General features: G+C 68.6%; 20 protein-coding genes and 1 pseudogene. 15 read left to right on the top strand and 6 right to left on the bottom strand.

Features of this window, described 5'->3' with window-relative positions:
• Positions 1-3: 3 nt before the first annotated feature.
• Both OHV05_RS37405 and OHV05_RS37400 read right to left on the bottom strand, forming a co-directional pair.
• On the bottom strand, positions 4-1,176 hold the full coding sequence (locus OHV05_RS37405; RefSeq protein ID WP_405021698.1) for an IS701 family transposase: 1,173 nt from the start codon (positions 1,174-1,176) through the stop codon (positions 4-6).
• Between the two features lie 47 nt (positions 1,177-1,223).
• Positions 1,224-2,078, bottom strand: a complete 855-nt coding sequence (locus OHV05_RS37400; protein ID WP_331730790.1) for an IS5 family transposase — start codon at positions 2,076-2,078, stop codon at positions 1,224-1,226.
• A 955-nt stretch (positions 2,079-3,033) separates the two neighbouring features.
• On the opposite strand from OHV05_RS37400, the gene OHV05_RS37395 reads away from it, so the two are divergent.
• Entirely contained in the window at positions 3,034-4,830 is a 1,797-nt protein-coding gene (locus tag OHV05_RS37395) for a hypothetical protein (RefSeq protein WP_405021697.1), read from the top strand.
• A gap of 486 nt (positions 4,831-5,316) precedes the next feature.
• Positions 5,317-6,147 (top strand): IS5 family transposase, encoded by an 831-nt coding sequence (locus tag OHV05_RS37390; protein WP_331730785.1) that lies wholly within the window; start codon positions 5,317-5,319, stop codon positions 6,145-6,147.
• Here the strand turns inward: OHV05_RS37390 and OHV05_RS37385 are convergent.
• A complete protein-coding gene (locus OHV05_RS37385; RefSeq protein WP_405021696.1) occupies positions 6,065-6,685 on the bottom strand; it encodes a hypothetical protein in 621 nt (206 codons plus the stop codon). The two genes, OHV05_RS37390 and OHV05_RS37385, sit on opposite strands and share 83 nt — an antisense overlap.
• An 860-nt stretch (positions 6,686-7,545) precedes the next feature.
• Between OHV05_RS37385 and OHV05_RS37380 the strand changes: the two genes are divergently transcribed.
• Entirely contained in the window at positions 7,546-7,674 is a 129-nt protein-coding gene (locus OHV05_RS37380; protein ID WP_331730777.1) for a hypothetical protein, read from the top strand.
• 171 nt (positions 7,675-7,845) lie between these two features.
• Here the strand turns inward: OHV05_RS37380 and OHV05_RS37375 are convergent, their stop codons facing one another.
• Both OHV05_RS37375 and OHV05_RS37370 read right to left on the bottom strand, forming a co-directional pair.
• Complete coding sequence (locus OHV05_RS37375) at positions 7,846-8,061, bottom strand: hypothetical protein (RefSeq protein WP_331730774.1); 216 nt, start codon at positions 8,059-8,061, stop codon at positions 7,846-7,848.
• A gap of 1,287 nt (positions 8,062-9,348) precedes the next feature.
• Complete coding sequence (locus OHV05_RS37370; protein ID WP_405021750.1) at positions 9,349-10,002, bottom strand: transposase family protein; 654 nt, start codon at positions 10,000-10,002, stop codon at positions 9,349-9,351.
• Between the two features lie 552 nt (positions 10,003-10,554).
• Between OHV05_RS37370 and OHV05_RS37365 the strand changes: the two genes are divergently transcribed.
• The gene (locus OHV05_RS37365) at positions 10,555-10,785 is read left to right on the top strand and encodes a hypothetical protein (RefSeq protein WP_331730769.1); all 231 of its coding nucleotides are present in this window, start codon (positions 10,555-10,557) and stop codon (positions 10,783-10,785) included.
• 572 nt (positions 10,786-11,357) lie between these two features.
• On the opposite strand, the gene OHV05_RS37360 is transcribed toward OHV05_RS37365, so the two are convergent.
• Complete coding sequence (locus OHV05_RS37360; protein WP_331730763.1) at positions 11,358-12,113, bottom strand: TetR/AcrR family transcriptional regulator; 756 nt, start codon at positions 12,111-12,113, stop codon at positions 11,358-11,360.
• Positions 12,114-12,575: 462 nt separating this feature from the next.
• Here OHV05_RS37360 and OHV05_RS37355 point away from each other — a divergent pair, with 462 nt between their 5' ends.
• From OHV05_RS37355 to OHV05_RS37305, 11 genes and pseudogenes are all read left to right on the top strand, one after another.
• Positions 12,576-13,310, top strand: a complete 735-nt coding sequence (locus OHV05_RS37355; protein WP_331730761.1) for a glycosyltransferase family 2 protein — start codon at positions 12,576-12,578, stop codon at positions 13,308-13,310.
• Between the two features lie 187 nt (positions 13,311-13,497).
• The gene (locus OHV05_RS37350; protein WP_405021695.1) at positions 13,498-13,803 is read left to right on the top strand and encodes a hypothetical protein; all 306 of its coding nucleotides are present in this window, start codon (positions 13,498-13,500) and stop codon (positions 13,801-13,803) included.
• A 3-nt stretch (positions 13,804-13,806) separates the two neighbouring features.
• The gene (locus OHV05_RS37345; RefSeq protein WP_331730755.1) at positions 13,807-14,562 is read left to right on the top strand and encodes a polysaccharide deacetylase family protein; all 756 of its coding nucleotides are present in this window, start codon (positions 13,807-13,809) and stop codon (positions 14,560-14,562) included.
• Positions 14,562-15,707, top strand: coding sequence for a glycosyltransferase family 4 protein (locus tag OHV05_RS37340; protein ID WP_331730752.1), 1,146 nt, complete (start codon positions 14,562-14,564; stop codon positions 15,705-15,707). Before OHV05_RS37345 ends, OHV05_RS37340 begins: the two co-directional genes overlap by 1 nt.
• Before the next feature lie 437 nt (positions 15,708-16,144).
• The gene (locus OHV05_RS37335) at positions 16,145-18,043 is read left to right on the top strand and encodes a hypothetical protein (protein ID WP_405021694.1); all 1,899 of its coding nucleotides are present in this window, start codon (positions 16,145-16,147) and stop codon (positions 18,041-18,043) included.
• The gene (locus OHV05_RS37330; protein WP_331730747.1) at positions 18,040-19,290 is read left to right on the top strand and encodes a glycosyltransferase family 4 protein; all 1,251 of its coding nucleotides are present in this window, start codon (positions 18,040-18,042) and stop codon (positions 19,288-19,290) included. The genes OHV05_RS37335 and OHV05_RS37330 overlap by 4 nt, the downstream gene beginning before the upstream one ends.
• The gene (locus OHV05_RS37325; RefSeq protein ID WP_331730744.1) at positions 19,287-20,825 is read left to right on the top strand and encodes an oligosaccharide flippase family protein; all 1,539 of its coding nucleotides are present in this window, start codon (positions 19,287-19,289) and stop codon (positions 20,823-20,825) included. Before OHV05_RS37330 ends, OHV05_RS37325 begins: the two co-directional genes overlap by 4 nt.
• Entirely contained in the window at positions 20,822-21,952 is a 1,131-nt protein-coding gene (locus tag OHV05_RS37320; protein ID WP_331730741.1) for a glycosyltransferase family 4 protein, read from the top strand. The genes OHV05_RS37325 and OHV05_RS37320 overlap by 4 nt, the downstream gene beginning before the upstream one ends.
• A 472-nt stretch (positions 21,953-22,424) precedes the next feature.
• A complete protein-coding gene (locus OHV05_RS37315) occupies positions 22,425-22,880 on the top strand; it encodes a hypothetical protein (protein WP_405021693.1) in 456 nt (151 codons plus the stop codon).
• A gap of 64 nt (positions 22,881-22,944) precedes the next feature.
• Positions 22,945-23,868 (top strand): annotated as a pseudogene (locus OHV05_RS37310) (transposase family protein).
• A gap of 148 nt (positions 23,869-24,016) precedes the next feature.
• Positions 24,017-24,833, top strand: a protein-coding gene (locus OHV05_RS37305) for an IS5 family transposase (protein ID WP_331730565.1) whose coding sequence is annotated in 2 segments (ribosomal slippage) — positions 24,017-24,366 and positions 24,365-24,833 — 819 coding nt in all. Because the reading frame shifts where the segments join, the coding sequence is not laid out codon by codon here.
• Positions 24,834-25,022: the final 189 nt, after the last annotated feature.

The raw sequence follows: 25,022 nt of genomic DNA, 5'->3' as shown, positions 1-25,022 counted from the left end.
GGCTCAGGGCGTGTCCTGGTCTTTTGGGTTGAGGTGCTGCTCCAGGCAGAACAGGTGCGCGGCTGACACCAGGGTGACGTGGTGATGGAATCCGCCGTAGGTGCGGCCCTCGTAGTCGCCCAGGCCCAGGGCCTGTTCCATCTCCCGGTAGTCGGTCTCGATGTGCCAGCGGCTGGTGGCATGCCTGACCAGGGTCGACAGTGAAGTATCCGGGGGCAGGTCGGTGATCCACGAGCGGAACACTGCGCCGCCGTGCTTGCGTCGCCACTGAATCAGCAGGGTGCGCTGAGGCAGGAGCCGGCTGTCGGTTTCCGCGACGTGTCCGCGTTCGATGATCCCGGCGATGTGCACGGGGATGGCGGCGAACCAGCCGGACCGGGCCCGGTGGTTCGCGGTCTTGGCGCGGTAGATGAACCGGGTGGCGCGGTGACGGTTGGTCTCGGCGATGGTGTCAACAGCGATGGTGGGGCGTCGTTTTGCCCAGGCGGTGACCGGCGTGCCCGTGGCGGGCAGGATCACCGTGTCTCCCTGGACCGCCAGTAGCCAGCGGATACCGCGGGCGGTGAGCCCCATGCGGAACGCGACGTTGGTGCCGTAGTCGCTGTCGGCGATGACCAGGGGCGGGACGTTCCCCCACTCGGCGAGCTCGTCGAGCAGGTCCAGGGCGATCTGCTGCTTGGTGCGGTGCTCGAGCCCGGGCGGGACTCCTGCCTTCGCGCACCGGACCGGATCCTGTGCCCACTTCTGTGGAAGGAACAGGCGCCAGTGCAGCGGGGTCGACCCGCGTCCGGACACCGCGTGCACGGACACTCCGACCTGGCACAGGTGCTGGTTGCGCTCTCCGCAGTGCTGCACGATCGCCCCGGCGGTGCCATGCCCGTAGCGGACGAACGGATGGTCGTCGATCAGCCAGGCCGTCGGCGCGATCACGGCGACCGCCCGTGCCGCGACCCGCCGCATCACCTCGCAGTAGTCCCAGGTGGACTGGGCGACGAAATGGCCCAGATTCTGTCGCGGGATGCCCAGGCGCTCAGCCATCGGCTCCACCGACTTGCGTTTGCCGTCGAGCATCAACCCACGCAAGTACTGGTGTCCGTAACCGCGTTGACCCTCGTAGGCCAGGTACCTGAAGACATCGCTGGTGAACTCCGCGAGGTCCGCGTCCAGCGCGGACATGACCTGTAGGTCCATAGTCTGACCATCGCCCCAACGGCCATGGTCAATCAGCTACTTGACTGAACAGGTCGAGGATCATGACCGAGCCCTGACCGGTGGGCTCGCCGCTCCGGCCAGTGCAGCCGCTGCCGCGCCATCCGCCGGGTCAGCGTGACCAGGCCGGCCCACCACACCATCTGCTCGTGGTGATCGGGGCGGCGCTCATGGTCTCGGTTGAGCCGGCGGGCCCGTGACAGCCACCCCAGGGTGCGCTCCACAATCCAACGGCGCGCGAGCACCACGAACCCCGTCTGCCCGTCGCTCCGCCGCACGACCTCGACCTTCACCCCGTGCCGGGCGAAGGCCTGCGCGAGGGCCTGGCCCTGGTAGGCGCTGTCGGCCCAGACCAGCTTCAACAGCCTGCCCGGCGCGGCCATGAACCGCTCCAGCAACTCCGGGGCGGCCATCGAGTCGTGCACGTTGGCCGCGGTGACGCCGACTTCCAGCAGCAGGCCCAGCGTGTCGGTCAGGATGTGGCGCTTGCGTCCGTCGCGTGATTTCGCGCCGTCGTAGCCGCGGCTGTCGCCGGTGACGGTGTCCGCACCGTCCACTGACTGCGCGTCGATGATCGCGGCGCTCGGCTCGGCGGGCCGTCCCTGCCGCTGTCGTTCGATGCGACGCAGCCGTTGGTACAGCTCGCGTACGTAGCCGTGCCGGCACCACCGCCGGAAGAAGTCGTATACCGCCCGCCACCAGGGGAAATCGGCGGGGACAGCGCGCCATTTCGCCCCGTTGTCGACGACGTACCGGACCGCGTCGACCATTTCCCGGTGGCAGAACGACTCCGGTCGCCCACCTCGGCCCTCCAGCCAGGCCGGGACCGGCATCGACGCACGGATCTGGACCCACTCCGCGTCAGTCATATCGGTGGGATAACGCTCGGCACGCCTCCCGGCAGCGATCGCCCCGTACACGTGCACGTAGCAGTCACACGGAAGAGGGACCGGAATAGACCACGCGGCATCGGAAGTGGTCAACTGGATACGCAGCGGGTCTCCTTGGACGACTTTGGTCTCGACAACCGCGTCTCTACCGAGGGACCCGCTCTTTCATGCCTACCTCGGCACCAGCACCTGCGTGCGAGGCATCACCCACCCGGGGTAGCCGAACGCCAGTCGCTTCACCACCACGCTCTCAGCGGCATCCCACCCGGCTTCCGGCCTGGCCGACACCTGATGACCGCCTCCGGCTACCGCCTCGAAACGATCGTCCGCTTCACCATCTGGAACGACGTCACCGGCGTCACCGGCTTGCCCGCAAGCACCTGAACCAGCACCCCACCAGGGCCCGGCACGTCCCGACACGGAGTCAGATGATCAAGCACTCGACAACGTGACAGCACCCCTGAACGCCGTCCGGGGGGCTGCCCCCTCGGGCGCCACCGTGCCGGTGAGCGGATACGACGAGGGCCTGATCCACCCAGAGGGCGTGCCCCGGGCAGCTCTTCAGGCCGACCCCGGTTCCTGATCGTACGACCCGCAGCATCGTGGAACGCGCGTGCGGAGCTGGAGAATTGGAGTACCGAGGGAACCACGTGCCGCCCACCGGTAGCAGCACACGGCTCCGGGCGGTGCCTGAGAGCCCACCGCTCGACCAAGCGCGTTTGAGGAGTGATCGCACATGCCTTGCGCCGCCACGGACTGCACCCGAACGGACTCAGCGACTGCGCACTGCAGCAGCTGCGGCGCGGCGATCCACAATGCCTGCCTCCGCGGGCAGGGCGCCTCCTGCACCTCGTGCGGCGCGCCGTTCCACCCGGCGACCGCTGTGGCCGGGCTGGCCGCCGACTTTGCCCGGGAGCATCCGCATCCTCTGCCGGTGACGGTGGCGGACCCGAAGCCGAGGGCGGCCGAGCGGGACCGGGAGGCCGCCCATGAGCGGGAGAAGGCTGCGTGGCGGCAGCAGGCCGCCGTTCAGGCCGAGCAGGGCGCTCCGGTGACGGTGGCGGACCCGAAGCCGAGGGCGGCCGAGCGGGACCGGGAGGCCGCCCATGAGCGGGAGAAGGCTGCGTGGCGGCAGCAGGCCGCCGTTCAGGCCGAGCAGGGCGCTCCGGTGACGGTGGCGGACCCGAAGCCGAGGGCGGCCGAGCGGGACCGGGAGGCCGCCCATGAGCGGGAGAAGGCTGCGTGGCGGCAGCAGGCCGCCGTTCAGGCCGAGCAGGGCGCTCCGGTGACGGTGGCGGACCCGAAGCCGAGGGCGGCCGAGCGGGACCGGGAGGCCGCCCATGAGCGGGAGAAGGCTGCGTGGCGGCAGCAGGCCGCCGTTCAGGCCGAGCAGGGCGCTCCGGTGACGGTGGCGGACCCGAAGCCGAGGGCGGCCGAGCGGGACCGGGAGGCCGCCCATGAGCGGGAGAAGGCTGCGTGGCGGCAGCAGGCCGCCGTTCAGGCCGAGCAGGGCGCTCCGGTGACGGTGGCGGACCCGAAGCCGAGGGCGGCCGAGCGGGACCGGGAGGCCGCCCCGGCCCCGGGCGGCAGCGCGACCAGCCCGGCGGATTTCGACTGGATGTTCGATGATCAGACGGAGCTCAGCGATGCCAGGACCGTATCGTCCCTGAAGGCTGGCAACTCCCCCAGCGGGACCCCCGGGGGGACGCCCGCCGGCACCCCCAGGGGCACGCCGCGCAACTCGGTGTCCGAGCCTCCTCCGCTGGAGGTCGACCCCGACCTGCTGGAGACCGACGGCACCTCCGGTCTCGCCCACACCCACACACCGGTATCGGTCCGCCGGAGGGAGAGCGTCCCGAAGCTCAGCCACGAGAAGATCCGGAGCACTGTCTCGAACCTGCTGGGAACGGGAACGGACAAGGTCGACTACCGGGCCATCGCTAACTACACCAACGAGCACAACAAGCTGGTCCTGGCCGCGGCTCTGCCCCCGGGCGGCGGCGGAAAGACGGTGCAGTTCTGGCAGGTGCCCGGGGTCGGATTCCTGTGGCTGATCGCCGAGGAGGCCGACGAGATCGTCAAGCCGAGGTTCAGCGATGTCACTGGCGACGAGGACCAGGACGAGGATCGGCAGGCCCGGATGCCGGTGTACGCGAAGGGCCAGATCGAACTCTCGGCCAGGTCGGATAACCCGCTCGCACGAGCGGTCATCACCTACAGCCAAGGCGGCGACGACGCGACCGCAGGGCCGGCCCTGAGACAGGCGCTCTTCATGCTGGCCCCCAGCCGGTTCGCCCCGCCTCCTGCCGCCCCGCCTCGTCCCGCCACTTCGGCGAGAACGGAGCAGAAGGCCCTGGTCAAGGGCGATAGCCAGGGTTTCGCCAGGCGGTGCTCGGCACGACGCGAGTCGATCACCGAGGAGAACCGCTCCGTGGTGGCGGCCGTGATCCAGGAGCTGAGGAAGGCCAAGGCACCACCCACGGTCGAGCTCGACTACTGGATCTTCGACGAACGTCAGGTGTGGTTCGCGCGGACGGGCGAAATCCCGGACCTCGTCCGGTCCGCCCTAGCCGCCAGCATCCCCCTGAAGCACGAGACGCTCTCAGCGGCCGTCCCATTGCTCGGCCCCATTCTGCGGTACTCCAAGGACGCGCTGGAGGAGGCAGAGCGTCTGGCCCTGAAGTCCTGGGCGAAGGTCCTGAACGTTCGGATCCAGCGCCGCAGGAGCTGACCGGCGGGTGCTGTCACGTTGTCGAGTGCTTGATCATCTGACTCCGTGTCGGGACGTGCCGGGCCCTGGTGGGGTGCTGGTTCAGGTGCTTGCGGGCAAGCCGGTGACGCCGGTGACGTCGTTCCAGATGGTGAAGCGGACGATCGTTTCGAGGCGGTAGCCGGAGGCGGTCATCAGGTGTCGGCCAGGCCGGAAGCCGGGTGGGATGCCGCTGAGAGCGTGGTGGTGAAGCGACTGGCGTTCGGCTACCCCGGGTGGGTGATGCCTCGCACGCAGGTGCTGGTGCCGAGGTAGGCATGAAAGAGCGGGTCCCTCGGTAGAGACGCGGTTGTCGAGACCAAAGTCGTCCAAGGAGACCCGCTGCGTATCCAGTTGACCACTTCCGATGCCGCGTGGTCTATTCCGGTCCCTCTTCCGTGTGACTGCTACGTGCACGTGTACGGGGCGATCGCTGCCGGGAGGCGTGCCGAGCGTTATCCCACCGATATGACTGACGCGGAGTGGGTCCAGATCCGTGCGTCGATGCCGGTCCCGGCCTGGCTGGAGGGCCGAGGTGGGCGACCGGAGTCGTTCTGCCACCGGGAAATGGTCGACGCGGTCCGGTACGTCGTCGACAACGGGGCGAAATGGCGCGCTGTCCCCGCCGATTTCCCCTGGTGGCGGGCGGTATACGACTTCTTCCGGCGGTGGTGCCGGCACGGCTACGTACGCGAGCTGTACCAACGGCTGCGTCGCATCGAACGACAGCGGCAGGGACGGCCCGCCGAGCCGAGCGCCGCGATCATCGACGCGCAGTCAGTGGACGGTGCGGACACCGTCACCGGCGACAGCCGCGGCTACGACGGCGCGAAATCACGCGACGGACGCAAGCGCCACATCCTGACCGACACGCTGGGCCTGCTGCTGGAAGTCGGCGTCACCGCGGCCAACGTGCACGACTCGATGGCCGCCCCGGAGTTGCTGGAGCGGTTCATGGCCGCGCCGGGCAGGCTGTTGAAGCTGGTCTGGGCCGACAGCGCCTACCAGGGCCAGGCCCTCGCGCAGGCCTTCGCCCGGCACGGGGTGAAGGTCGAGGTCGTGCGGCGGAGCGACGGGCAGACGGGGTTCGTGGTGCTCGCGCGCCGTTGGATTGTGGAGCGCACCCTGGGGTGGCTGTCACGGGCCCGCCGGCTCAACCGAGACCATGAGCGCCGCCCCGATCACCACGAGCAGATGGTGTGGTGGGCCGGCCTGGTCACGCTGACCCGGCGGATGGCGCGGCAGCGGCTGCACTGGCCGGAGCGGCGAGCCCACCGGTTGGACCCGCCACAGCCCTGAACACTCCGCCGCGCTCACGCAGCAACCGGCCCCGCGCCTCCAGCGCATAGGCCCGGTGCCGCACTTTCTCCACCTCGTTCATCCGTGTCGCGTCCCGGCCCAGCGCCCGCGTCAGCTCCAGCACGGTCACCGGCCCCGACGCTGCCGCAGCCACGGCGAAGACCTGCCGGTAAACCCCCGACAGCACCTCCTCGCCCAGACCGGCCCGCCAGGCCGGCGGCCGCGGGTCACGGTCAGTACCCCCACCCGCCCCGGCCGGCACCGCCTGCGGCACGGTCACCGGCACCGCTACCGATCCTGACGGCGGGTCATCCTCCCCGCTCTGCGCGGATGCCGCTCCCAGCCCGCTCTCCGCGCGCCGGGTGGCGCCTTCCCCCTCCTCGGCCAGCGCGCGCAACACCTCTTCACGGGCGATGCGCGCGTGGTCCACACGCTGCCGGGCCGCGACAGCGTGCTCCTCGGCCTCCCGCACCACCTCCAGCCAGGACTCGAGCTCTTCGCGCGCCCGCGCTTCACGGCACTCCAGCAAAGCGATCACCGACGGCACCATGCACCTCCCGGACAGACAGAACCAACCGTCCGCTGGCTGCCCCGCCCCGGCCACCACCACACCCAACCGGAAAACCCAGCTCATCGAGCTACAGCATGGTTCACCACCACGCTCTCACTTACGAGATGCCTTGCTGATCCGGTGCGATGGAAGCCTAGAGAACTCCCATCATCCCAGGTCACAAGGCATCTCTTCGTTCCAGCCCCTCACACCGCTGACAACCCGCGCGGTGGATCCAGGCTGAGCGGACAGACCGGTGATCGTAAACGGATATTGTCGCCCTGAACCGCCGGAGCTTCGATGTGCTGTCAGTCAGCCACTGTCTCTCTGACCAAGTCGCCCGCTCTGGATCGCGTGGCGGAGTTGTCGCTGGTGGAGCGGTTGCGGTTGCTGCCCGATCCATGTCGACGTCGAGGGGTCGTCACCCGTTCGTGGCGGTGCTCACTGGTCGCCGCCTCGGCGGTGGTCGCCAGCGCGCGCTCGTACGCGGCCATCGGCCAGTGGTCTGCGAACGCTCCGCAACACACCCTGGCCCGCCTGGGCGCCCGGGTCGCGGGAGCGCTGGGCGTGCGTGTCGCACCGAGTGCCTCCACGATCCGGCGGGTCATCGGCCTGATCTGCCCCGGCGGGCTGGCCGACCTGACCGGCGCCGATCCGGTCGGTTCGGACTCGATCGCCGTGGACGGCAAGGCCGATGACCCGCCGGATCGTGGCACGGCACCTCGCCCGAGCAGCTCGGCCGGCTGGCCAGATCGCAGTGGACCATCGAGAACCGGCTGCACTTCGTCCGCGACACCACCTTCGCCGAAGATGCCTCGAAGATCCGCACCGGTCACGGCCCCGAGGGCATGGCAACCTTCCGCAGCCTGGCGATCAACACGCTGCGGCAGCACGGGCATCGCAACATCGCTGCCAGCCTTCGGCAGACCTCCCACGAGTCCTTCACCCGCTCGCTCGACCTCCTGGGCATCGCCTGACCGGCACACTCACAAGATCACGGGACTCTGCAACGGCCCTGAGCCCAGGACTTGCGGCCGTTCGAGGGGGGCGGAGGGACATCTCGCGGAGGCTGGCGGCGATGTTGGTACAGCTGGCGGCGCCAGTGCCGCGAGCCGGTTCGCTGGGATCACCGGCGTCCCGCAGTCGGCTCAGGAAGTGGCCAGAAGCTTGAGGATCCATGCAGGGAGGGTCCCGGTGTTGCCCTTGACCTGACCGTTTGTACAGGACTGCCCACCGGCTGGGCCACCATTGAAGGAGTTGCCACAGACGTTCACCTTGACGCCACTAGCGGCCTCGGCGGTCACGGCCGTCCCAGCCACCACCAGAAGGGCGCTCGCGCCTACCAGTGCGATCTTCTTCCGCATTGTGTGCTCCTTCGACTCGCGTCCGATGCTGCTTCATTTTTCCGGGCGCGGGGTAGAACCTCCTGACCCGATCGACTACCACCCTGGGCCACCAGTCATGACCGGGCAGCGGCACGAAGGGGCGGGCATACCCGTGGCGGCACCTGGGTGTCCACACGCCTGTCCCTAAAAATACGGGCGAACAGCTCAACCCATCACAGGGCCAACCTGGCCTTCCGACATGACCGCGGCCAACAAGCACGGCCCCCGACAAGGCTGCGTTGATCGACGGGCACACCCTGACGCCGACAAGAGGACTGTCCAGCAAACGGCTCTGTCCCGTAGGGAGTGTCAGGAATTCCGCTCCGTCCTGTAAGTGGTGGTGACGCTCTGTGTGAATCACTGCAGAAGGACGCGGTGCCGGAGGCGGTCGAAGGCAGCTCGGCCGTGTATCTGCCACCCAGGCGGTGAGCTTGGCATCGTTGCCCTGGGCCGGCTGAACCATTGGGGTGGGTGGGGCTGGATTGCGGGGTCACTGCCAACAGGATTCCTTTGAGGAAGAGAAGCGTTCCCGATGGGGCGGCTTCGGGTACCCGTTGGTGCATTAACCGGACTTTGTCCGCCAGCTATCAGGATCTGCGGGCACAATCGGGTTCATCGGCAGCAGAAGCCGTGGCGCTGCAAGGGCCCGGTGGTCGTCTGCCCGGCATCCCAAAGGCCCCGTCCCAGGGAGTTCCGATGAACCAGATCCGAATCCGGAAGCCATCCCCTTCCCGGCCCGCGCCAGAACCTGATCTGCGCACGCCGTCAGGACGCCAGCTTCCCTACTGACGCCCCTGTCGGGCTTCCTGGGCCGGTCGAGGCCAGGGCCCGGACAAGTTCCGGTGTGCCCGCGCACGTCAGCAAATCTGGTGCCCGGCTGCCGTCTCATGCTGGCCATCGCGCCGTCGGTATCGGTCGTCCTGAAAACCCTGGAATTTTGCCTGTCGATGTGGATGCGTTTCCTTTCCTCTCTGTTTCGATCGCGGGATCGTCGCACGCGGGCGAACTTTTCCATTTCAGCCAGCACGTATATCGCTCGGGGTCGGAGAGGTGAAGTGCTACCGGTGAGCGTCCCTGGACCCGTGGACTCCCGGGGAAGGGCCTCGGGGTGGAACGACCGGGAGGGTTCTGAAGATGTCAGTGGAGTGCTGCCCGTCCTGCGGCTGTTGATGCTTCCTGAAGACTGGTTCTGGATCACTTTCCGTGCCAGGGCCACAGAGGGTTCATGATCGCGGCTTCGGTGACCCTGAGGGTTATTCACAAGGCTCACCACGCCATTCGGAAGAAGGCGAGTGCGGTGACGGTCTTCACGATTTTGGGGAAGGCGGTGAGCGGGCCCCGGTAGCGGGTGGCGGGGATCTTCCAGTCCTTCAGATGGGCGATGGCTCGTTCGACGGCGGACCGTAGCGCGGAGAGATCCCTGTTGAAGGCCTTGTGTGCTTCGGGGAGTGGCCGGCCGGGCGGCTTGCGGTGGCCGGTGAGCAGGCCCAGGCCGAGATAGCCGAGGTCACCGACTATGTCGCGGTCGGCGAGAGTCTCCGGCAGGCCCGACTCCCGCCAGGCGTGGGCGTCGTGCCACGACCCCGGCATCGGCGCGGAGACCGCGAGCAGGTCCCCGTCCAGCGTGGCGGCGATCTGCAGGTTGAAGCCGGTGTCGCGGAGCTTGCCGCTGAACAACTCCGTGCCCTGGCAGGCCCAGTCCCACGTCGTGACCAGGGTTCCGTCGACCAGCACCGCCCGCCCCGCGGTCGCCTCGGCCGGGTCGGGGACGAAGCCGGCCAAGACCTGCTCCAGCAAAGGCCCGAGCAGCGCGAGGCGACGCGAGACGGTGGACTGGCTGCAGCCGAACAGCTCCGCCGCCGCCTGCTGGACCGGGTTCTGCCGCAGCAGGAACAGCACCATCACCACCGACTTGTACATCCCGAGCACAAACGGGCGTCCCCGCGAGCGAAGGCCGTCGACGCCCGGCACGGCGTGTATCCGGGCCACCAGCTCGGTCAATTGCTCCGCATCCAGCCCGGTTGTAACCTTCCAGCTCAACGACCCCGCCCTGTGTGCAGTCCGATGTTGTGTGAGAACTCGTCAGACTACAGAGCGGGGTCGTTGCTGTTGATCAAGGACGGCAGCGATGCCTGCAAGCTTGTGAATAACCCTCCCTCTGTGGCCCTGGCACGGAAAGTGATCCAGAACCAACTTTGCGAGAGCGTTGACAGCGGCTGACCGGTCGGCCCGCGAGGCAGCTGGTCGGGGACGTCACCTTCGCGGGTGAGGTGGGAGTCCATCCGTGGGCGAGGGCATCCGATGGAGCCCAAGTCTTCCCTGCGAGGCGGGTCACCGGGGGCGTGGGACGGGGCGGGTGCGAAAGGCTACTTTTTAGCGACGGATCGAGTTATGGCCTTGTCGACTTTCTGATCTGCGTCCACAGTGAGCGGAACCGCAAGCCGTCGGCTGCCACCAAAGGAAAGATCATCCATGAACAGCTCTCTGATCCGCTCAGTGCTCGTCATCGTGCCGGTTCTCGCCGGAATCGCGCTGGCCTCTCCGTCCTACGCGTGCTCGTCATCGCCGACTCCTCCTGCGCCGCCGGAGATCCACTTCGCGACACCGGTCACAGGCCCGGGGTCGCCGGTCGTTCCCGAGCCGGTCGCGCATTACCCCGGCGAAACTCTCGCTGGGCCCGCGAGCACGGCGATCCTCTTCTGACGGCAACCGGTGGACGGACGGCGAGCCGTCCACCGACGTGGAGAGCCGTGGCAGAGACACCTCCGGATTGGCCAACGCGCGCGCGACCAGGTGGGAGCCGGCGCTGTGCAGGGCGCTGGAGTGCCCGCCCAGCGGGCCACGGTCCCCTCACCCGAGGACGGCATGAGGTCCATACCTTTCGTAGCGGGGTTCGTTCGGATCATTCGTAGGATCGGGACACCCAGGGGTGCCGGGTGTGGCTGTCATGGGCTTGCCGCTGTTGTGGCTCACGGAGACTGGCCGTCCGGTGCCCCGCGACGACTCGACCGCTCATTGGGATGCGCGCACCGACACCGGTTCGCCACCCGCACCGAGGCCCGGCTGAAGATCGCCACCTGGATCACCAGTTTCTACAACACACGCCGCAGGCACAGCGCAGCCAGCGGACTACCGCCGGCGGAATTCGAACGGATCATCAGCGAAGCACGAGCCAGCCGCCATCAGGAGGACCTGGCCGCATAAGGAAATCCTCTACGAAATCAGGGGATCGACAGATCTCACCGGCCGCCTGGCCGAGGAGGTGGTTCGCGTCTTCAGCGGTCGTCGGCAACCCCGGGGACAAAGCAGTCGAGCAGTGCTTCGAGGCCGTCGGACAACCCTTTGAGACCGCCTTGCACGGAGAGGTCCAGGGCGAGTGCCCGCAGCATGGGGAACTCCTTCACGGGCATGTGGTGGAGGCCCAGGCGGAACGCGGGATCGGACTCGTCGGGGTCGTCCACCATTGCCCGGAGCTCCGTCAGGATGTAGCCGAGGATCCAGGCAGTGACAGCTCGGAACGCTGTTGCGGCGTCCTGGGCGTCGAGGCCCGCTTCGACGAGCAGCTCCAGCATGCGCTCGTGGTCTTTGAGGACTGCGGGCGGGCGGCGGGCGAGCGGCACCGCCAGCATCCGGGTGGCGAGAAGGGGGACGGCGTGGGGGTGCGCCAGTGACACCTGGTAGGTCGCGCTGGCGATGCGATGCAGTTCGGCGCGCCAGTGGGGAGTGCTCGAAGGAGTGCGTGGCTTCTTCCCGTGGGGGTCGGTGGTGGGGTTCGCCAGGGCATCGTTCAGTTCGATGTAGAGGGCCTCGACGAGGCCGTCCAGCAGTCCGTCCTTGCTCGACGTGTAGCGGTAGAGGGCCATGGCCTCTACGTCCAGTTCGGCCGCGACCCTGCGCATGCTCAGTGCGGAGAGGCCTTCGTGGTCGACCAGTTCGAGGGCTGCGCCCAGTACACGTTCGCGGCTCAGCCTTGTCTGGCGGCCCCTGTCATCCTCGTTGTCGCCAGCGTCTGGGGGTGCCTCATCAGCCATGTCCACCTCCGGAGAAGTCGGATCAACTGAAAGAACCTGTTGACCCCAGGGTATGTCGGATGCAACCTGTACATATACAGCCTAAACGGACAGCGTTAATTTACCCCCGCATCGTCCGCGTAGACCCGCCGTAGCAGCGCAACAAAGTTGTCGCTGCCCCGGTCCGCCGAGGCAACGGGTACACCCCGCGGCCCCGCAGGCCGACCGTGCGGAGTCCGCTCGCAACGGCCCCCCGCACACCTCCGCCGGGTCCGGGCACGGCTGACCCGCGACCGGGGAACACCCCGCCCCGCACGCGTATCGCCGGCAGAGAACTTCACAGGTCCAGCACACCTGCGGGATCCCCGCGAGCCGGCACCGGAACTCTCCGGGCCGCGAGCTCACCCGGTCGGCGATGCGCGACGGCTCACCCGGCGGGGACCTCTCCCCATCACCAGATGCGACAAGCCAGCTGGAGCCCCCATGAAAACCCTGTCCATCGTCATACCCGCGCTCAACGAAGCCCCCAATCTGCCCTCTGTCATGGCATCCATCCCCATGACCGCGCTCGCGAATGCAGGCTGGGAGCCCGAGGTGGTCCTGGTCGACAACGCCTCGACCGACGGTACGGCTGAGATCGCGCACTCCCTGGGTGCCCGGGTCGTGCACGAACATCGGCGCGGCTACGGCCAGGCCTACAAAGCCGGATTCGCGGCCGCCAGGGGCGAGGTGATCGCCACCGGGGACTGCGACGGCACCTATCCGTTCGGCGATCTCCCCGACCTGCTACGGGTCCTGATCCGCCGTGAGGCGGAGTTCCTCACGACCGACCGGCTGTATCACGACAACAGGGAGGCCATGAAACGTTCGCACTCGATCGCCAATCGCGGCCTCAGCGCGGTCAGTCGAACACTCTTCCGGAACAGGCTCCACGACTCCCAATCAGGGATGTGGGTGTTTCGCAGCTATATCTGGAAGGGTCTTGACGTACGCTCCTCGGGCATGGCGTTCTCCCAGGAAATCAAGAACGCCGCGATGCTCGCCGGCTACCGGTGCTTGGAAGTCCCAATCGAGTACGGCAAGCGCGGGGGAGAAGTGAAGCTGAACGCGTTGCACGACGGAGCAGCCAACCTGGTTCAGCTTTTCGAACACCGCCTGCGTGCGTCCACACACCTCGGCGGGGGCATGCCCCCCGCCCGCCGCGCCGTCGCCAGGTGATCCGGTGCCGCACGAGGGCCACGTCCCGCACCAGCTGTCACGCCTGAGGCGTCCGCGACGGCGGCTGCGGCCCGTGCTCGGTGCGGTCCTGCTTATCGCCGTGGGAGCGATCACCGTGTCGGTGTGGTCTTCCCCCGCTGCGCGCCGTGTCCTGAGGGAGTCCTACACACGGCAGTCGGCGCCCTACGTGGAGCTCTACTTCACCGGTCCGCCGGTCGTCGGCGAGGGTACCGTTGCGGTCCCCGTCTCGTTGGTCGGGCATGGCGAGCAGCCTCCCGAACTGCGGGTGCTGGCCAGCGTGCAGGACGCCGCGGGCCAGGTCACGGCGCAGGCCGCGGTCGACGTGATGATCCGTCGCGACGCACCTGTGCCGTTGACTGTCCAGCTTCCTACGGGCACGGACCCGGCCACGGTCACGGTCGTCCTGGCCGGCCGGCCACAGACTCTGCATTACCGCATCGGGAGCGTGCCGCTCCCCGCACTCCAGGACTGAGTTATGAAAGCGAATGGGACTGTCCCGGCCCGGCCGGCGCTGCGCCGATGTGAGGTCACCACCAGCTGGGACGACGGGCACCGCCTTGACCGCAGGCTCGCTGCCCTGTTGGAGAGGTACAGCATCGCGGGCACCTTCTACATCGCACCGCGCAATGTGGAGATCCGCCCTGCCGAGCGGCTTCCTCCGGAGGGGATCCGTGAGCTCGCCGACCGGAACTTTGAGATCGGCGCTCACACGCTGACCCACCAGCGGCTGCCGATGCTCCCCAGCCGGCAGGCGGCGGTGGAAATCCGGACGGGCAAGGAGGAGCTGGAGGGGATCACGGGATCTGCGGTGACGAGCTTCTGCTATCCGTGTGGGGCGTACACGGCCACCCATGTGCGTCAGGTCAGGGAGATCGGGTTCCGGCTGGCCCGGACGGTGATGCGCAACTCGCTGCGGCCCGGGCCGCCGCTCGAGCTGCTGACCACTGTCAATGCCTACGCGCACCGTGTGGACGGACCGCTGGCCTTGCGGCGCTCCGGGCTTCGGCTGCGTACTGCCGCGCGGCTGTACCTCAACTGGGACGACCTGGCCATCCACTGGTTCGAGCAGTGTCTTGGCCGCGGAGGTGTGTTCCACCTGTGGGGGCACAGCTGGGAGATCGAAGCGCGGGGTGACTGGCGGCGGCTGGAGCGGGTGCTGGCCCACATAGGCAACCGGCGGGACGTGCGATATGTAACCAACCGTGAACTGACCGAACCGGTGGTGCCGTAATGCGAACGATCCTCCAGATCACCCCCTACTACCCGCCGCATCTGGGGGGAATGGAACGGGTGGTCGAGCACCTCTCCGAATTGCAACGCCGGACCCATGACGTGTCTGTCGTCACGACGGCGATCGGCTCGCAGCGGGGCACCCGGAGGGCTGCCTCCGGCTCCGTTCCCGTACGGCGGCACCGAGCGGTGGAAATCGCTCACACCGCGGTGGCTCCAGGTCTGCCCTTGTCACTTCTCCGCGCCCCGCGCTCGGCCGTCCTGCACCTCCACGTGGCTCATGCTCTGCTACCCGAACAGGTTGCTGTGGCTGCGCGGCTGCGCCGCCAGAAGTTTCTCGTGCACCTCCACCTGGACGTCGACGCCTCCGGACCCCTTGGCCTGCTGCTCCCGCTGTACAAGCGCCAGATGTTCGGCCGAGTGCTGCGCGCCGCGGCCGGGGTGCTGGTGTTCACCGAGCCCCAGGCCGCTTTTGTGCACACCACCTACGGTGTTCCGGCTGAGCGGGTGTTCGTCGTACCCAACGGTGTCGGGGATGAGTACTTCCGGCAGGTCCCTGAGCGCGAATCGCGGCCCGGCGTTCTGGAGCTGCTGTATGTGGGGCGGCTCAGCGCGCAGAAGAACGTCGCGCGGCTGCTGGACGCGATGGACCTGGTTCGGGAGCCGGTCAGGCTGAATGTGGTCGGTGATGGAGGCCTGCGGCCTCAGCTGCTCGCTCAGGCCGGGCGCCTCGGCCTGAGCACGGGCGGGCAGCCGAGCGTGCGGTTCTCGGGCAGTCTGCTGAACTACGACCTGCGGCAGGCATACGCCCGGGCCGATGCTTTCGTCCTGCCCTCCGACCGGGAGGGGATGCCGCTGGTCGCCCTGGAAGCGATGGCATCGGCGCTTCCGGTACTGGCCACCGACGTGCCGGGCAGTGCCGAGCTCGTGCGCGGCATCGGTCTGCTGGCCGCTCCCGAACCGCGCGCCCTGGCCCTGTCCATCGATCGGCTCGCCCGTGACACTGCCCTGCGGCTGCGGCTGGCCCGCAGCAGCGCGGCCGCCGCGCGCCGCTTTACCTGGCAGGCAGTCGCCGAACGCGTCGAGAAGGTCTACACGGACGTCTACGGGCCCGCTGGTCCGGGGCTCCTCGCGGACGCCCGATGAGGGCTCCCGTCCGTGTCACCGGGTCCACGGCGGTTGTCCTCGCCACCGTGGCGGCGGGTGCGGTGCTGCTCCCTCCGGGAGTCCCGGCCGTGGTCACGGTACCGGCTGGGCTGTGGGTGATTTTCGGTGCGCCGGCTGTGTTCTGGTCCGGCACCGCGTCGAGGGTGGCCTCTACCCGTGACGGCGCTGTGCTGTTGGCTATCGGCCTGTCCCTGGTCAGCGCAATGGTGGTCGGACTGCTGGTCAACACGGTTCTGCCCCTGGTCGCGGTCGACCGCCCGCTGGAGCGGGTGCCGCTGGCTCTGTCCTTCACCTGCGCGGCGCTGCTCGTCCGCCTGCTGGCTCCCGGATCCCGCCGTCTCGATCAGACGTGGGGCGGTACCCGCGGGGGAACATCGCCCAGCGGTCTTGCCCGGCGGCCGAGGGCGGATCTGGTCATGGTGGTATTCCTGGGTGCTCTTGCGGTGGCGCTGTCCGTGGCGGGCGCGGTCCGGCTGAACAACGGTCTGGGCAACGGTGTGAGCGTCGCCGCGCTCGGTGCCGTCGCCGTGCTCCTGGTCCTGTTGTTCGCCCGCCGCCGGATCTGCCCGACCGGTGTGCTGGAGCTGGGCATCTACCTCGCGGCGGCTGCGACCTTGCTTCTGGTGTCCTTGCGGGGCTGGTACATCACGGGGCACGACATCCAGAGTGAGTACAAGGTCTTCGTCCTCGCGCTGGATGCCGGGCGCTGGCGGATCGACTCCTTCCCCACCGCCTACAACGCCTGCCTGAGCATCACCGTCCTGCCCGCGTCCATCACACGGCTCACCGCGATCCCCGGCGTCTATGTCTTCAAGGTCGTTCTGCCGCTGCTGTTCGCCCTGACCCCGGTGCTGGTCTACCGCTCGGTCCGCAACGTCGCACCGCAGCTGGTCGCCTTGCTGTCGGTTGTCTACTTCATGTCCTTTCCCACCTTCTTCACCGACATGGTCTATCTGGGACGCCAGGAAGTCGCGTTCGTCCTGCTGGGGTGCGCCCTGATCGTGATCACTGACCGGCACCGGCGACGGTCCGCCCGGCGGGTGATGCTCCTGGTCCTGCTCATGGGGATTGTGCTCTCCCACTACTCCACCACGTACGTCCTCGTCGCGACGCTGGCCCTCAGCTGCGCGGCGGACAGTATGTGGCGGCTGGCCCGGCGCCGCTCCCGCTCCCGAGGGCGGATCCGGCCCGCGCCCGGGTTCGTGACCTGGTGGATCGTGGGCGCCGTCGCTGTCGCAGCAGTGGTCTGGTCCGGCCCTCTCACACACAGCGGGGGCCAGGTCCGCAGCACCCTGTCCGCTGCCCTCTCCGACATCCTGCACCCCGGGCAGAGCCACAACGGATCTTCCGACACTTCCTACAGCCTGTTCAGCGGCGTCTCCGCGAGTCCCGCCGAGCGCCTCGGCGAGTACCGCGCGCAGACACTGCGCGACACGGCGGCAGGCCGGGCCGCAGGGCAGTATTTGCCGCTCGATGTGGTGGACCGATACCCGACCGAGGCACTGGGCGAGCAGAAGCTCCCGCTCACCGCGGCCGGAAAGGCCCTGCAGGACACCGGCCTGGACGTGGCCACCGCAAACACCTTCGTGCGCACGTCCGCCGCCGTCCTGCTCCAGCTGCTCCTGCTGACCGGCCTGGCGGTGACAATCCTCGCCCGGCGCAGCCGCCCCTTCCGTCCCACCCGTGACCAGATCTGCCTCGCCTTCGCCACCCTCACCATCATCGCCGTACTCACCGCACTACCACAGTTGTCCGTCGACTACGGCGTGCTGCGCGCCTTCCAGCAAGGACTCTTCGTCCTCGTCCCGTTCATCGCGGCCGCCACCCTCTGGCTCCTGCACTGGACACGCCAGGCATTGGTCCCGCTGGCCTGCGCCCTGGCGATCGCCTTCTTCCTCGACCTCACCGGAATGCTCCCCACCCTCCTCGGGGGGTACCCGCCCCAACTGCAGCTCAGCAACGCCGGCCAGTACTACGACATCTACTACACCCTCCCGGCCGAGCGCTCCGCTTCCGCTTGGGCCCAAGGGGAAATCAGCAAACACCCCCCGTACGACATCGCCTCGCAGCTCCAGACGGACACCTTCACCTACGCCCGGCTGCAGAGCGAGATCGACGCCCGCTCCCTCCAGGACATCTACCCGACCCTCATCCAGACCGACAGCTACGTGCTGCTCGGCACGAGCACCGTGACCGAGCACCGGGCCACCATCTTCTTCCAGGGCGACCTCATCACCTACCGCTACCCCCTGGGTCTCCTGCACACCACCAAGAACCAGATCTACAGCAGCGAAGGAGCCGCGGTCTTCCAATGAACACAGCGAACCTGCGCGTACTGTTCGTCTGCCACTACTACCCGCCCCACCTCGGCGGCATCGAGAACGTCGTCCGCCACGAAGCCGTCGGCCTTGCCGAGCAAGGGGCGCACGTCACCGTTGTGACCAGCGGGAAGCAGAGCAGCACCACGACCCAGGACGGCGTCACCGTCGTCCGCATCGCCGCGTGGAACGGCGCCGAGCGGCACCTGGGCGTCCCCTTCCCCCTGTTCTCACCCCGGCTGCTGCCCGCCATGATGGGCTGGGCCCGCTGGGCCGACGTCGTCCACGTCCACGACAGCCTCTACATGACCTCCTGGGCAGCCCTGGCAGCCACCGCACGCACCACGACGCCCTACCTGCTCACCCAGCACATCGGCCTCGTCCAGCACCCCTCGCCACTGGTGCGCGGCGTCCAGCGGGCGATCTACGCCACCGCAGGCCGGCTTCTCGTACGCCGTGCACGACGGGTCTTCACCCTCAACGCTTCGGTCGCCAAGCTCACCGCACGTCTGGGAGCACGAGCGGAGAACAGCGTCCACCTCCCCAACGGCGTACACACAGACCTGTTCCGGCCCGCGGTGTCGCCTGCCGAACGGCGGCTGGCCAGAAGCTACTTCGGCCTCCCCCCGGACCGTCCCCTGGCCCTGTTCGCGGGCCGCCTGGTCCCCAAGAAGGGCTACGCCCTCCTGCTCGAGGCCCGCCGGGCCGATCCCGATCCCCGCTACGACCTGGTCTTCGCCGGGGAAGGCGGCGGCTCCGCAGCACTGGTGGGCCGCAGCGGTGTTCACTTCCTCGGCCCGCTGCCGCCGACGCTGCTCGCCGAGGCCTACCGCGCCTGCGACATGTTCGCGCTGCCCTCCAGAGCCGAAGGATTCCCGCTGACCGTCCAAGAGGCGATGGCCAGCGGTCTGGCGGTCCTCACCACCGACGATCCCGGCTACGCCCCTTACCGGCTCGACGCCCGCCAGGCCCGGCTGCTGCCCCGCACGGCTCCGGCCTGGACGCGGGCCCTCGCCGAACTGGCGGCAGATCCCCGCACCCGCCGCTTGATGAGCATCGAAGCACGGCGCTACGCACTGGCGGAGTTCGGCTGGCCCGCACACCTGAGTGCGCTCCTGCACGCCTACCGGGCTGTCCTCCCAGCCCCCGCAGGACAGCACCATTCCACCGGAGCCCAGACGGGTACGGCACCCAATACGCATGAGGGGCCCGACGGCGCCCAGAAGGAACACGGCAGCTCATGAGCACGGCAGTGGAAGACATACCCCCGGACACCGCGGACCAGGTGGTGAGGAACTCCTCCCTCCTCCTGCTGTCGACGGCCACCATGGCCGGCCTCGGCTTCGTGTTCTGGATGATCGTCACGCGTCTCTACACCCCCGTCCAGGTCGGCCTGGCCACCTCACTGATCTCGGCAACCAACCTGATCGCCTACACGAGCCTCCTGGGCCTCAACAGCACACTGGTGCGCTTCCGTGCGCCGCGGCGTGCCCGCAACGGACAGCTGACACGGTGCTGCCTCCTGGTCGGCGCCGCCGCCTGCGCCGCCGGCTCGGCCTACCTGATCGGACTTCCCCGGTACGGGGAGAAACTGCTCTTCATCCGGCAAGACCCGCTCCACGCCGCCACGTTCGTGTTCTTCTGCGTGTGCGTCGCCTTGAGTCTGCTCACCGATGCCGTCTTCATCGGCGAGCGCATGCCGCAGTACAACGTCATCACCGACGGACTGGTGCAGGGCCTCAGCAAACTCGCGCTCCCCGCCCTGCTCCTCGGCCTCGGCGCGTTCGGCATCATCGCGGCCTCGGGCGCCGGGTACCTCGCCGGCACCCTCGCCTCGTTCATCCTGATGTACCGCAAACTGAAGTTCCGACCGCGCCTGCGTGCCAAGGACACACATCTGCGCGATCACCTGGGCTTCTCCCTCGCCAGCTACGGGTCGAGCCTGCTCAACCTGGCACCCCTGCTGGTCCTTCCCCTGATCGTGCTGCAACGGCTGGGCGCGGCCCAGGCCGCGTTCTACTTCGCCGCATTCCAGATCGCCACCCTCCTGTACGCCATCTCCTACTCCGTCGGCGAGGCACTGTTCGCCGAAGTCTCCAACAACGAATCGCGCTTCGTCCCCCTGCTGCGCCGCTCGGCCCTGGTCATGGCTGGCGCACAGATCCCCGCAGCCGTTGTCGTCGTCGCAGCCGTCCCGATGCTCCGCCTGTTCGGAGCGGAGTACGCCGCCGGGGCGGGACCGCTGCTGATGGTCCTGGCGGTGGCCTCGGTGGCAGTGGCCATGAACACCTGGGCGAGCTTCGCCCTGAAACTTGCCCGGCGGCTCAAGCACCTGGTCGTCGGGAACGTCCTCTACGCCACGGTGACCATCGGGCTGGCCATCGCGCTGGCACCACGCGGCCTGGTCTGGCTGGGGTGGGCATGGACGGCGGGAAACCTGGTGGCAGGCCTCTATTGCTCGCTGGCGCTGCTGGGCGCCCGCGCACCGGTTGCGCCGTCTGCGGCCCATTCCAGGCCGTCCCGTCAGGCCGGCGCAATCGCCCGGCCGCGGCGGGCAGAGCGCCCAGACGCCTCTACCCCGCCGCCGCGAACTGCGCTGTCGTCCGAGGACGGCGCACTCGCGTTCGACACGAACAAGATGGCGGCACGCCAGGCACATCGGCCTGGACCCACCGGAGCACTGGTCACTTCGTCGGTCCTTCCGAACCAGTCATGTGCGAGGAACGGGACTAGCCTGGTGCCGCGGAACGCGCCGGAAAACGGCTGGAGGCCCGAATGAGGCGGACCGTCCTTCTCGCCTGCCCGTACTTCCCCCCACACATCGGCGGGGTTGAGAGCTACGTCTGGAATCTGGCCCGCCAGCTCCAGCGCCGGCACGGGTACCGGGTCCTGATCGCGACGACGGCCGACCCGGGGACGGCACCCGGCCGGTGCACCGGACCGGACGACATCCCGGTCTACCGGCTGCGCGTTCTGGCACGGTTCTCGAACACACCGTTCTCCCCCACCTGGCAGCAGGCCCTGCGGACACTTATCGCCGCACACCGCGTCGATCTGGTCAACGCACACGCCCCAGTACCACTGTTCGCAGACGCGGCAGCCCGGGCGAACTCCCACGTCCCGTTCGTCCTCACCTACCACACGGGCCGGATGCGCCACGGGAACCGGCTCACCAACGCGCTGCTGGCAGCATACGAGAGGACCGTGCTCACAGGGACGGTACGGCGGGCCCAGGAGTTGATCTGCTGCTCCGACTACGTGGCTGCCGACCAACCTCGACTGTTTGCCAGCCGTGCCACGACCATCTCACCGGGGGTGGACCTGACCTGCTTCACGCCTGCTCCCCTCGTACGGGAGCCCCGGCTCCTGTTCGTCGGCTCCCTGGAGCCGGCGACAGCGTACAAGGGGCTGGACCAGTTGCTGCGGGCCGTGGCCCAGCTCGCGCCGGACTGCCCCGTCGGGCTGACGGTAGTCGGCGCGGGCAGCGCACTGAATCACTACGCCGATCTGGCCGTGACCCTGGGCATCTCCGACCGGGTCGAGTTCGCCGGGCGGCTGGAGGGCGCAGAGCTGGCCCAGGCCTACCAGCGGGCCCGAGTGCTCGCGCTGCCCACCGCGTTCGAGAGCTTCGGGAGCGTGCTCGCCGAGGCGATGGCCTGCGGCCGGCCCGTGGTCACCACACCAGTGGGTGGAATCCCCTCGCTCGTCACCCACCGTGGCAACGGACTGCTGGTACCTCCCGGCGACGTCGACGCGCTCGCCTCCGCGCTGGGTGAGCTGCTCCGCGACGATGTGCTGGCGCGCCGTCTCGGACAGGTCGGTCACGCACGTGTCACCGCCGACCTGTCATGGGACCGGCAGGCCGACCGAACGGCGTTCGTTTTCGAACGAGCGCTGGCTCAGTAAGGGCGGATGCCCCGAAGCGACCCTGACTGCGACGGTTGTCGTCACCGGCGCCCTGGCAGCTGTCCAGCGGCAGGACGCCGGGGCCCAGGCGCCACCACGGATCCCACCGCAATGACAGCGCCACTCTTTCGGGAGGCCTCACCGGCCAGCGACACACCACGTTTCCAACGCTCCTGACAGCCTCAGGAGCCCGACACAGCGGCGGCAACCGCTGTCACGCAGGATCAGGGCCACCACCACGGGCGCCGGACAGCCCGGAAATTCGTGACCACCAGTGGGGACGGGCCCCGGGCCCCAGGCCCGACCCCGTCATCGTGCGCGCCCGGCTTGGCCGAACCAGTGGGCAACCGGCTCGGTTCCCGATTCCCCATCACCCCTGGTGCCGCATTTCCGATACCTGTCGCCCTTCACAGGCGTTGAGCCCCACATGACGACCCACCTCGCCCCCACTAGCCACACCAATACTCGCGCTGTGCGTCAGACTGCGGCCCGCACCGCAGGTGAGACAGCCGCACTGGACCTTGCGCTGGCGGTACTAGGCCGCGACGCCGTAGCACTGGTCGCCACCATCGGGTGGCTGCGCACCGTCCCGTATCCCGCCCTGGCCGCGCTCCACTGCGAGAAACGGCTGAACGTTCTGCTCGCCGACGCCCTCGATCAGGTTGGCGTACGTGCCGGCAATGTGGCCGGTACGGTGCCCACCAAGGTGCTGGGCAAACGGCTGGAACTCCTGTTGCACCACCCGATGCGCTACCCGGTCGAGACCAGGCGGGCAATGGCCGCGTTGGCGAAGGGTGACCTGGAGCCGTTGCGCTGGTCGCAGGGCACCGCCGGGCTGCTGACCCGTGCGGTCGCCACGGTAGGACTGCACCTGGTGGTACGGCGGGAACAGACGCTGCGCGATGTGCTGGAATCCGCGCGTACCTAACGGCCTGGTGCGTGGTTGCGCAGCGATGTGACCAGCGGTGTTGCGGGCGGCATGATCTGGCGGTGTGACGATCAAGGTGAGCCGTGCGGTCCTCGGCCATCGGGTGCTGACCGGCATCTCGCGGCGGCACCTGGCGGATCTGGCCATCGAACTGGCCGCTCCGCGGCAGGCCGCGGTCGAAGGGCGGCGCGACGCCGTCCGCGGTGGCGTGCGGCAGCGGGCAGCCGGCGCGGGTGCAGGCATCGGCCCGTGTTCGTTGACCGGGTGACCGCGGCGCTCATCCATCCGCGACACGATCTGCTTCACGCTGTCCTGGCCGTGCTCGTCGGAGTCGACTGTTCCACGATCAGCCGGGCGATCGGCGAGTCAGGGGCCTGCTCGCGGCCCGAGGCTCCGCAGTGCCCGGCCGTCCCGGGGTCGGGGTCCGGCTGCGGACCCCGACGGACGTCTTCGCCCACGCCCAGGCCGGGAGTGCCGCGCTACGACTGGACGCCACCGAGGTCCAGGTCCGCCGCCCGGCACCGCACCGCGGTGGCCGGAGGGCGTTCGTCTCCGGCAAGAAGAAGCAGAACACGATGAAGGCCACCGTCGTTGCCGACGCGAAGGGCCGCACCCTGCGGGCCGGCAACCCCTGCCCCGGACGCATGCACGACGCCACCGCGATACGCGGAGAAGGCATCGACGACCTCTTCCAGCAGTTTCCCAAGGCCCAAGTGCTTCTCCGCGATGGCTGCTCGGGCCTCCGCAAGGATCACCCCGGCAAGGCCGTCACACCGCCGCGCAAGCCGAAGATCGCCGCGCCGGAAGTCCACGAGGCCCGGGAGCAGGCCCGCCACGACCACTCGTCCCAGCACATTCCCGTCGAGCACACCCTCGCCGACCACAAGCCCTGGAAGGGACCAGCCCGCTGGACCCACCGCCACGACACCCTCCCGGCCACCTACCTCACCGCGCTGGCCCCGCCTCCGACCGGACCCCCAGCACCTGACCAACGGCTCTCACCCAGACGGTCACATCGCCGCCACAATCACGCACCAGGTCGTAAGACGTGTCCTCACATCGGGGGAGCCCCAAGGCCGGGTAGTTAAGAGCGTGTCTCATGTGGGGGTTGGACGATCTGCGGCATGATGGGGCTCATGGTGGTTGATCTGTCTCATCGGCTGGTGCCGGATGGCCTGTGGAGGCTGGCGGCGCCGTTGATCCCGTCGTTCGCGTCCCGCCGTCAAGGTGGTGGGACGGCGGGGCTGGAGGACCGGGCGGTGTTCACGGCCGTGGTCTACGTTCTGACGTCCGGGTGTGCCTGGCGGCATCTGCCGCCGACGTTCGGCGTTTCGCCGGCCACCGCGCACAGGCGGTTCGCCGCATGGTCGAAGGCCGGGGTGTGGGTACGGCTGCACCGTGCGGTGTTGGACGAGCTAGGGGTGCGTGGTGAGGTGGACTGGACGTCGACGATCATCGATGCCGCCTCGGTCCGCGCGAAAAAGGGGCACGCTGACCGGGCGCAATCCGGTCGATCGGGGCAAGAAGGGCAGCAAACTCCATGTCCTCACCGACGCCCGGGGCCTGCCGCTGGCCGTCGGCGTCTCCGGTGCCAACGTCCATGACAGCCAGGCACTCAAGCCCCTGGTTCGTGGCCTGCCGGCGGTGAGGTCACGCCGCGGACCTCGTCGGCGACGCCCGGACAGGCTTCGCGGCGACAAGGCCTACTACTCCGCCGACACCCTCGCCTGGCTGCGTCAGCGCGGCATCACACCCCGCATCGCCCGCCCGGGAGTCGACAGCTCGGAGCGGCTCGGCCGCCACCGATGGAAGATCGAACGCAGCATCGCCTGGCTCTTCGGCTATCGCAGACTGACCGTCAGATACGAGCGAGAGGGCTCCCACTTCGCCGCCTTCCTCGGCCTCGCGGCAGCCCTGACCTGCTACAAGAAGCTCGCCAAGATATCCACATGAGACACGGTCTAAGGCATTCGCGCTGGTGGTAGGGGGCTTGTGGATTGCGCTTGCGCCGGGCCCGGATTCGCGGACCGCGGTTCCACCGGGAAGTGCACATAGCACCGGAGGGGCGCTGCCGACTGTCACAATGGAAAATCTTTGCAATCATTCATAAGCGCTGCTCAAAAATGACCGAAGGTGTCTCAT

This window comes from Kitasatospora sp. NBC_00070 (assembly GCF_045041205.1).
In the GTDB taxonomy this organism is placed as follows: domain Bacteria; phylum Actinomycetota; class Actinomycetes; order Streptomycetales; family Streptomycetaceae; genus Kitasatospora.
This window is presented reverse-complemented; position numbering and strand designations above follow the sequence as displayed.

Excerpts from the sequence above, each read along its gene's own strand:
- OHV05_RS37405 (WP_405021698.1), bottom strand. The coding sequence starts at position 1,176 with ATGTCCGCGCTGGACGCGGACCTCGCGGAGTTCACCAGCGATGTCTTC.
- OHV05_RS37400 (WP_331730790.1), bottom strand. The coding sequence starts at position 2,078 with ATGACTGACGCGGAGTGGGTCCAGATCCGTGCGTCGATGCCGGTCCCG.
- OHV05_RS37390 (WP_331730785.1), top strand. The coding sequence starts at position 5,317 with ATGACTGACGCGGAGTGGGTCCAGATCCGTGCGTCGATGCCGGTCCCG.
- OHV05_RS37380 (WP_331730777.1), top strand. The coding sequence starts at position 7,546 with ATGGCAACCTTCCGCAGCCTGGCGATCAACACGCTGCGGCAGCACGGG.
- OHV05_RS37375 (WP_331730774.1), bottom strand. The coding sequence starts at position 8,061 with ATGCGGAAGAAGATCGCACTGGTAGGCGCGAGCGCCCTTCTGGTGGTG.
- OHV05_RS37370 (WP_405021750.1), bottom strand. The coding sequence starts at position 10,002 with ATGTACAAGTCGGTGGTGATGGTGCTGTTCCTGCTGCGGCAGAACCCG.
- OHV05_RS37365 (WP_331730769.1), top strand. The coding sequence starts at position 10,555 with ATGAACAGCTCTCTGATCCGCTCAGTGCTCGTCATCGTGCCGGTTCTC.
- OHV05_RS37360 (WP_331730763.1), bottom strand. The coding sequence starts at position 12,113 with ATGGCTGATGAGGCACCCCCAGACGCTGGCGACAACGAGGATGACAGG.
- OHV05_RS37355 (WP_331730761.1), top strand. The coding sequence starts at position 12,576 with ATGAAAACCCTGTCCATCGTCATACCCGCGCTCAACGAAGCCCCCAAT.
- OHV05_RS37345 (WP_331730755.1), top strand. The coding sequence starts at position 13,807 with ATGAAAGCGAATGGGACTGTCCCGGCCCGGCCGGCGCTGCGCCGATGT.
- OHV05_RS37340 (WP_331730752.1), top strand. The coding sequence starts at position 14,562 with ATGCGAACGATCCTCCAGATCACCCCCTACTACCCGCCGCATCTGGGG.
- OHV05_RS37335 (WP_405021694.1), top strand. The coding sequence starts at position 16,145 with ATGGTGGTATTCCTGGGTGCTCTTGCGGTGGCGCTGTCCGTGGCGGGC.
- OHV05_RS37330 (WP_331730747.1), top strand. The coding sequence starts at position 18,040 with ATGAACACAGCGAACCTGCGCGTACTGTTCGTCTGCCACTACTACCCG.
- OHV05_RS37325 (WP_331730744.1), top strand. The coding sequence starts at position 19,287 with ATGAGCACGGCAGTGGAAGACATACCCCCGGACACCGCGGACCAGGTG.
- OHV05_RS37320 (WP_331730741.1), top strand. The coding sequence starts at position 20,822 with ATGAGGCGGACCGTCCTTCTCGCCTGCCCGTACTTCCCCCCACACATC.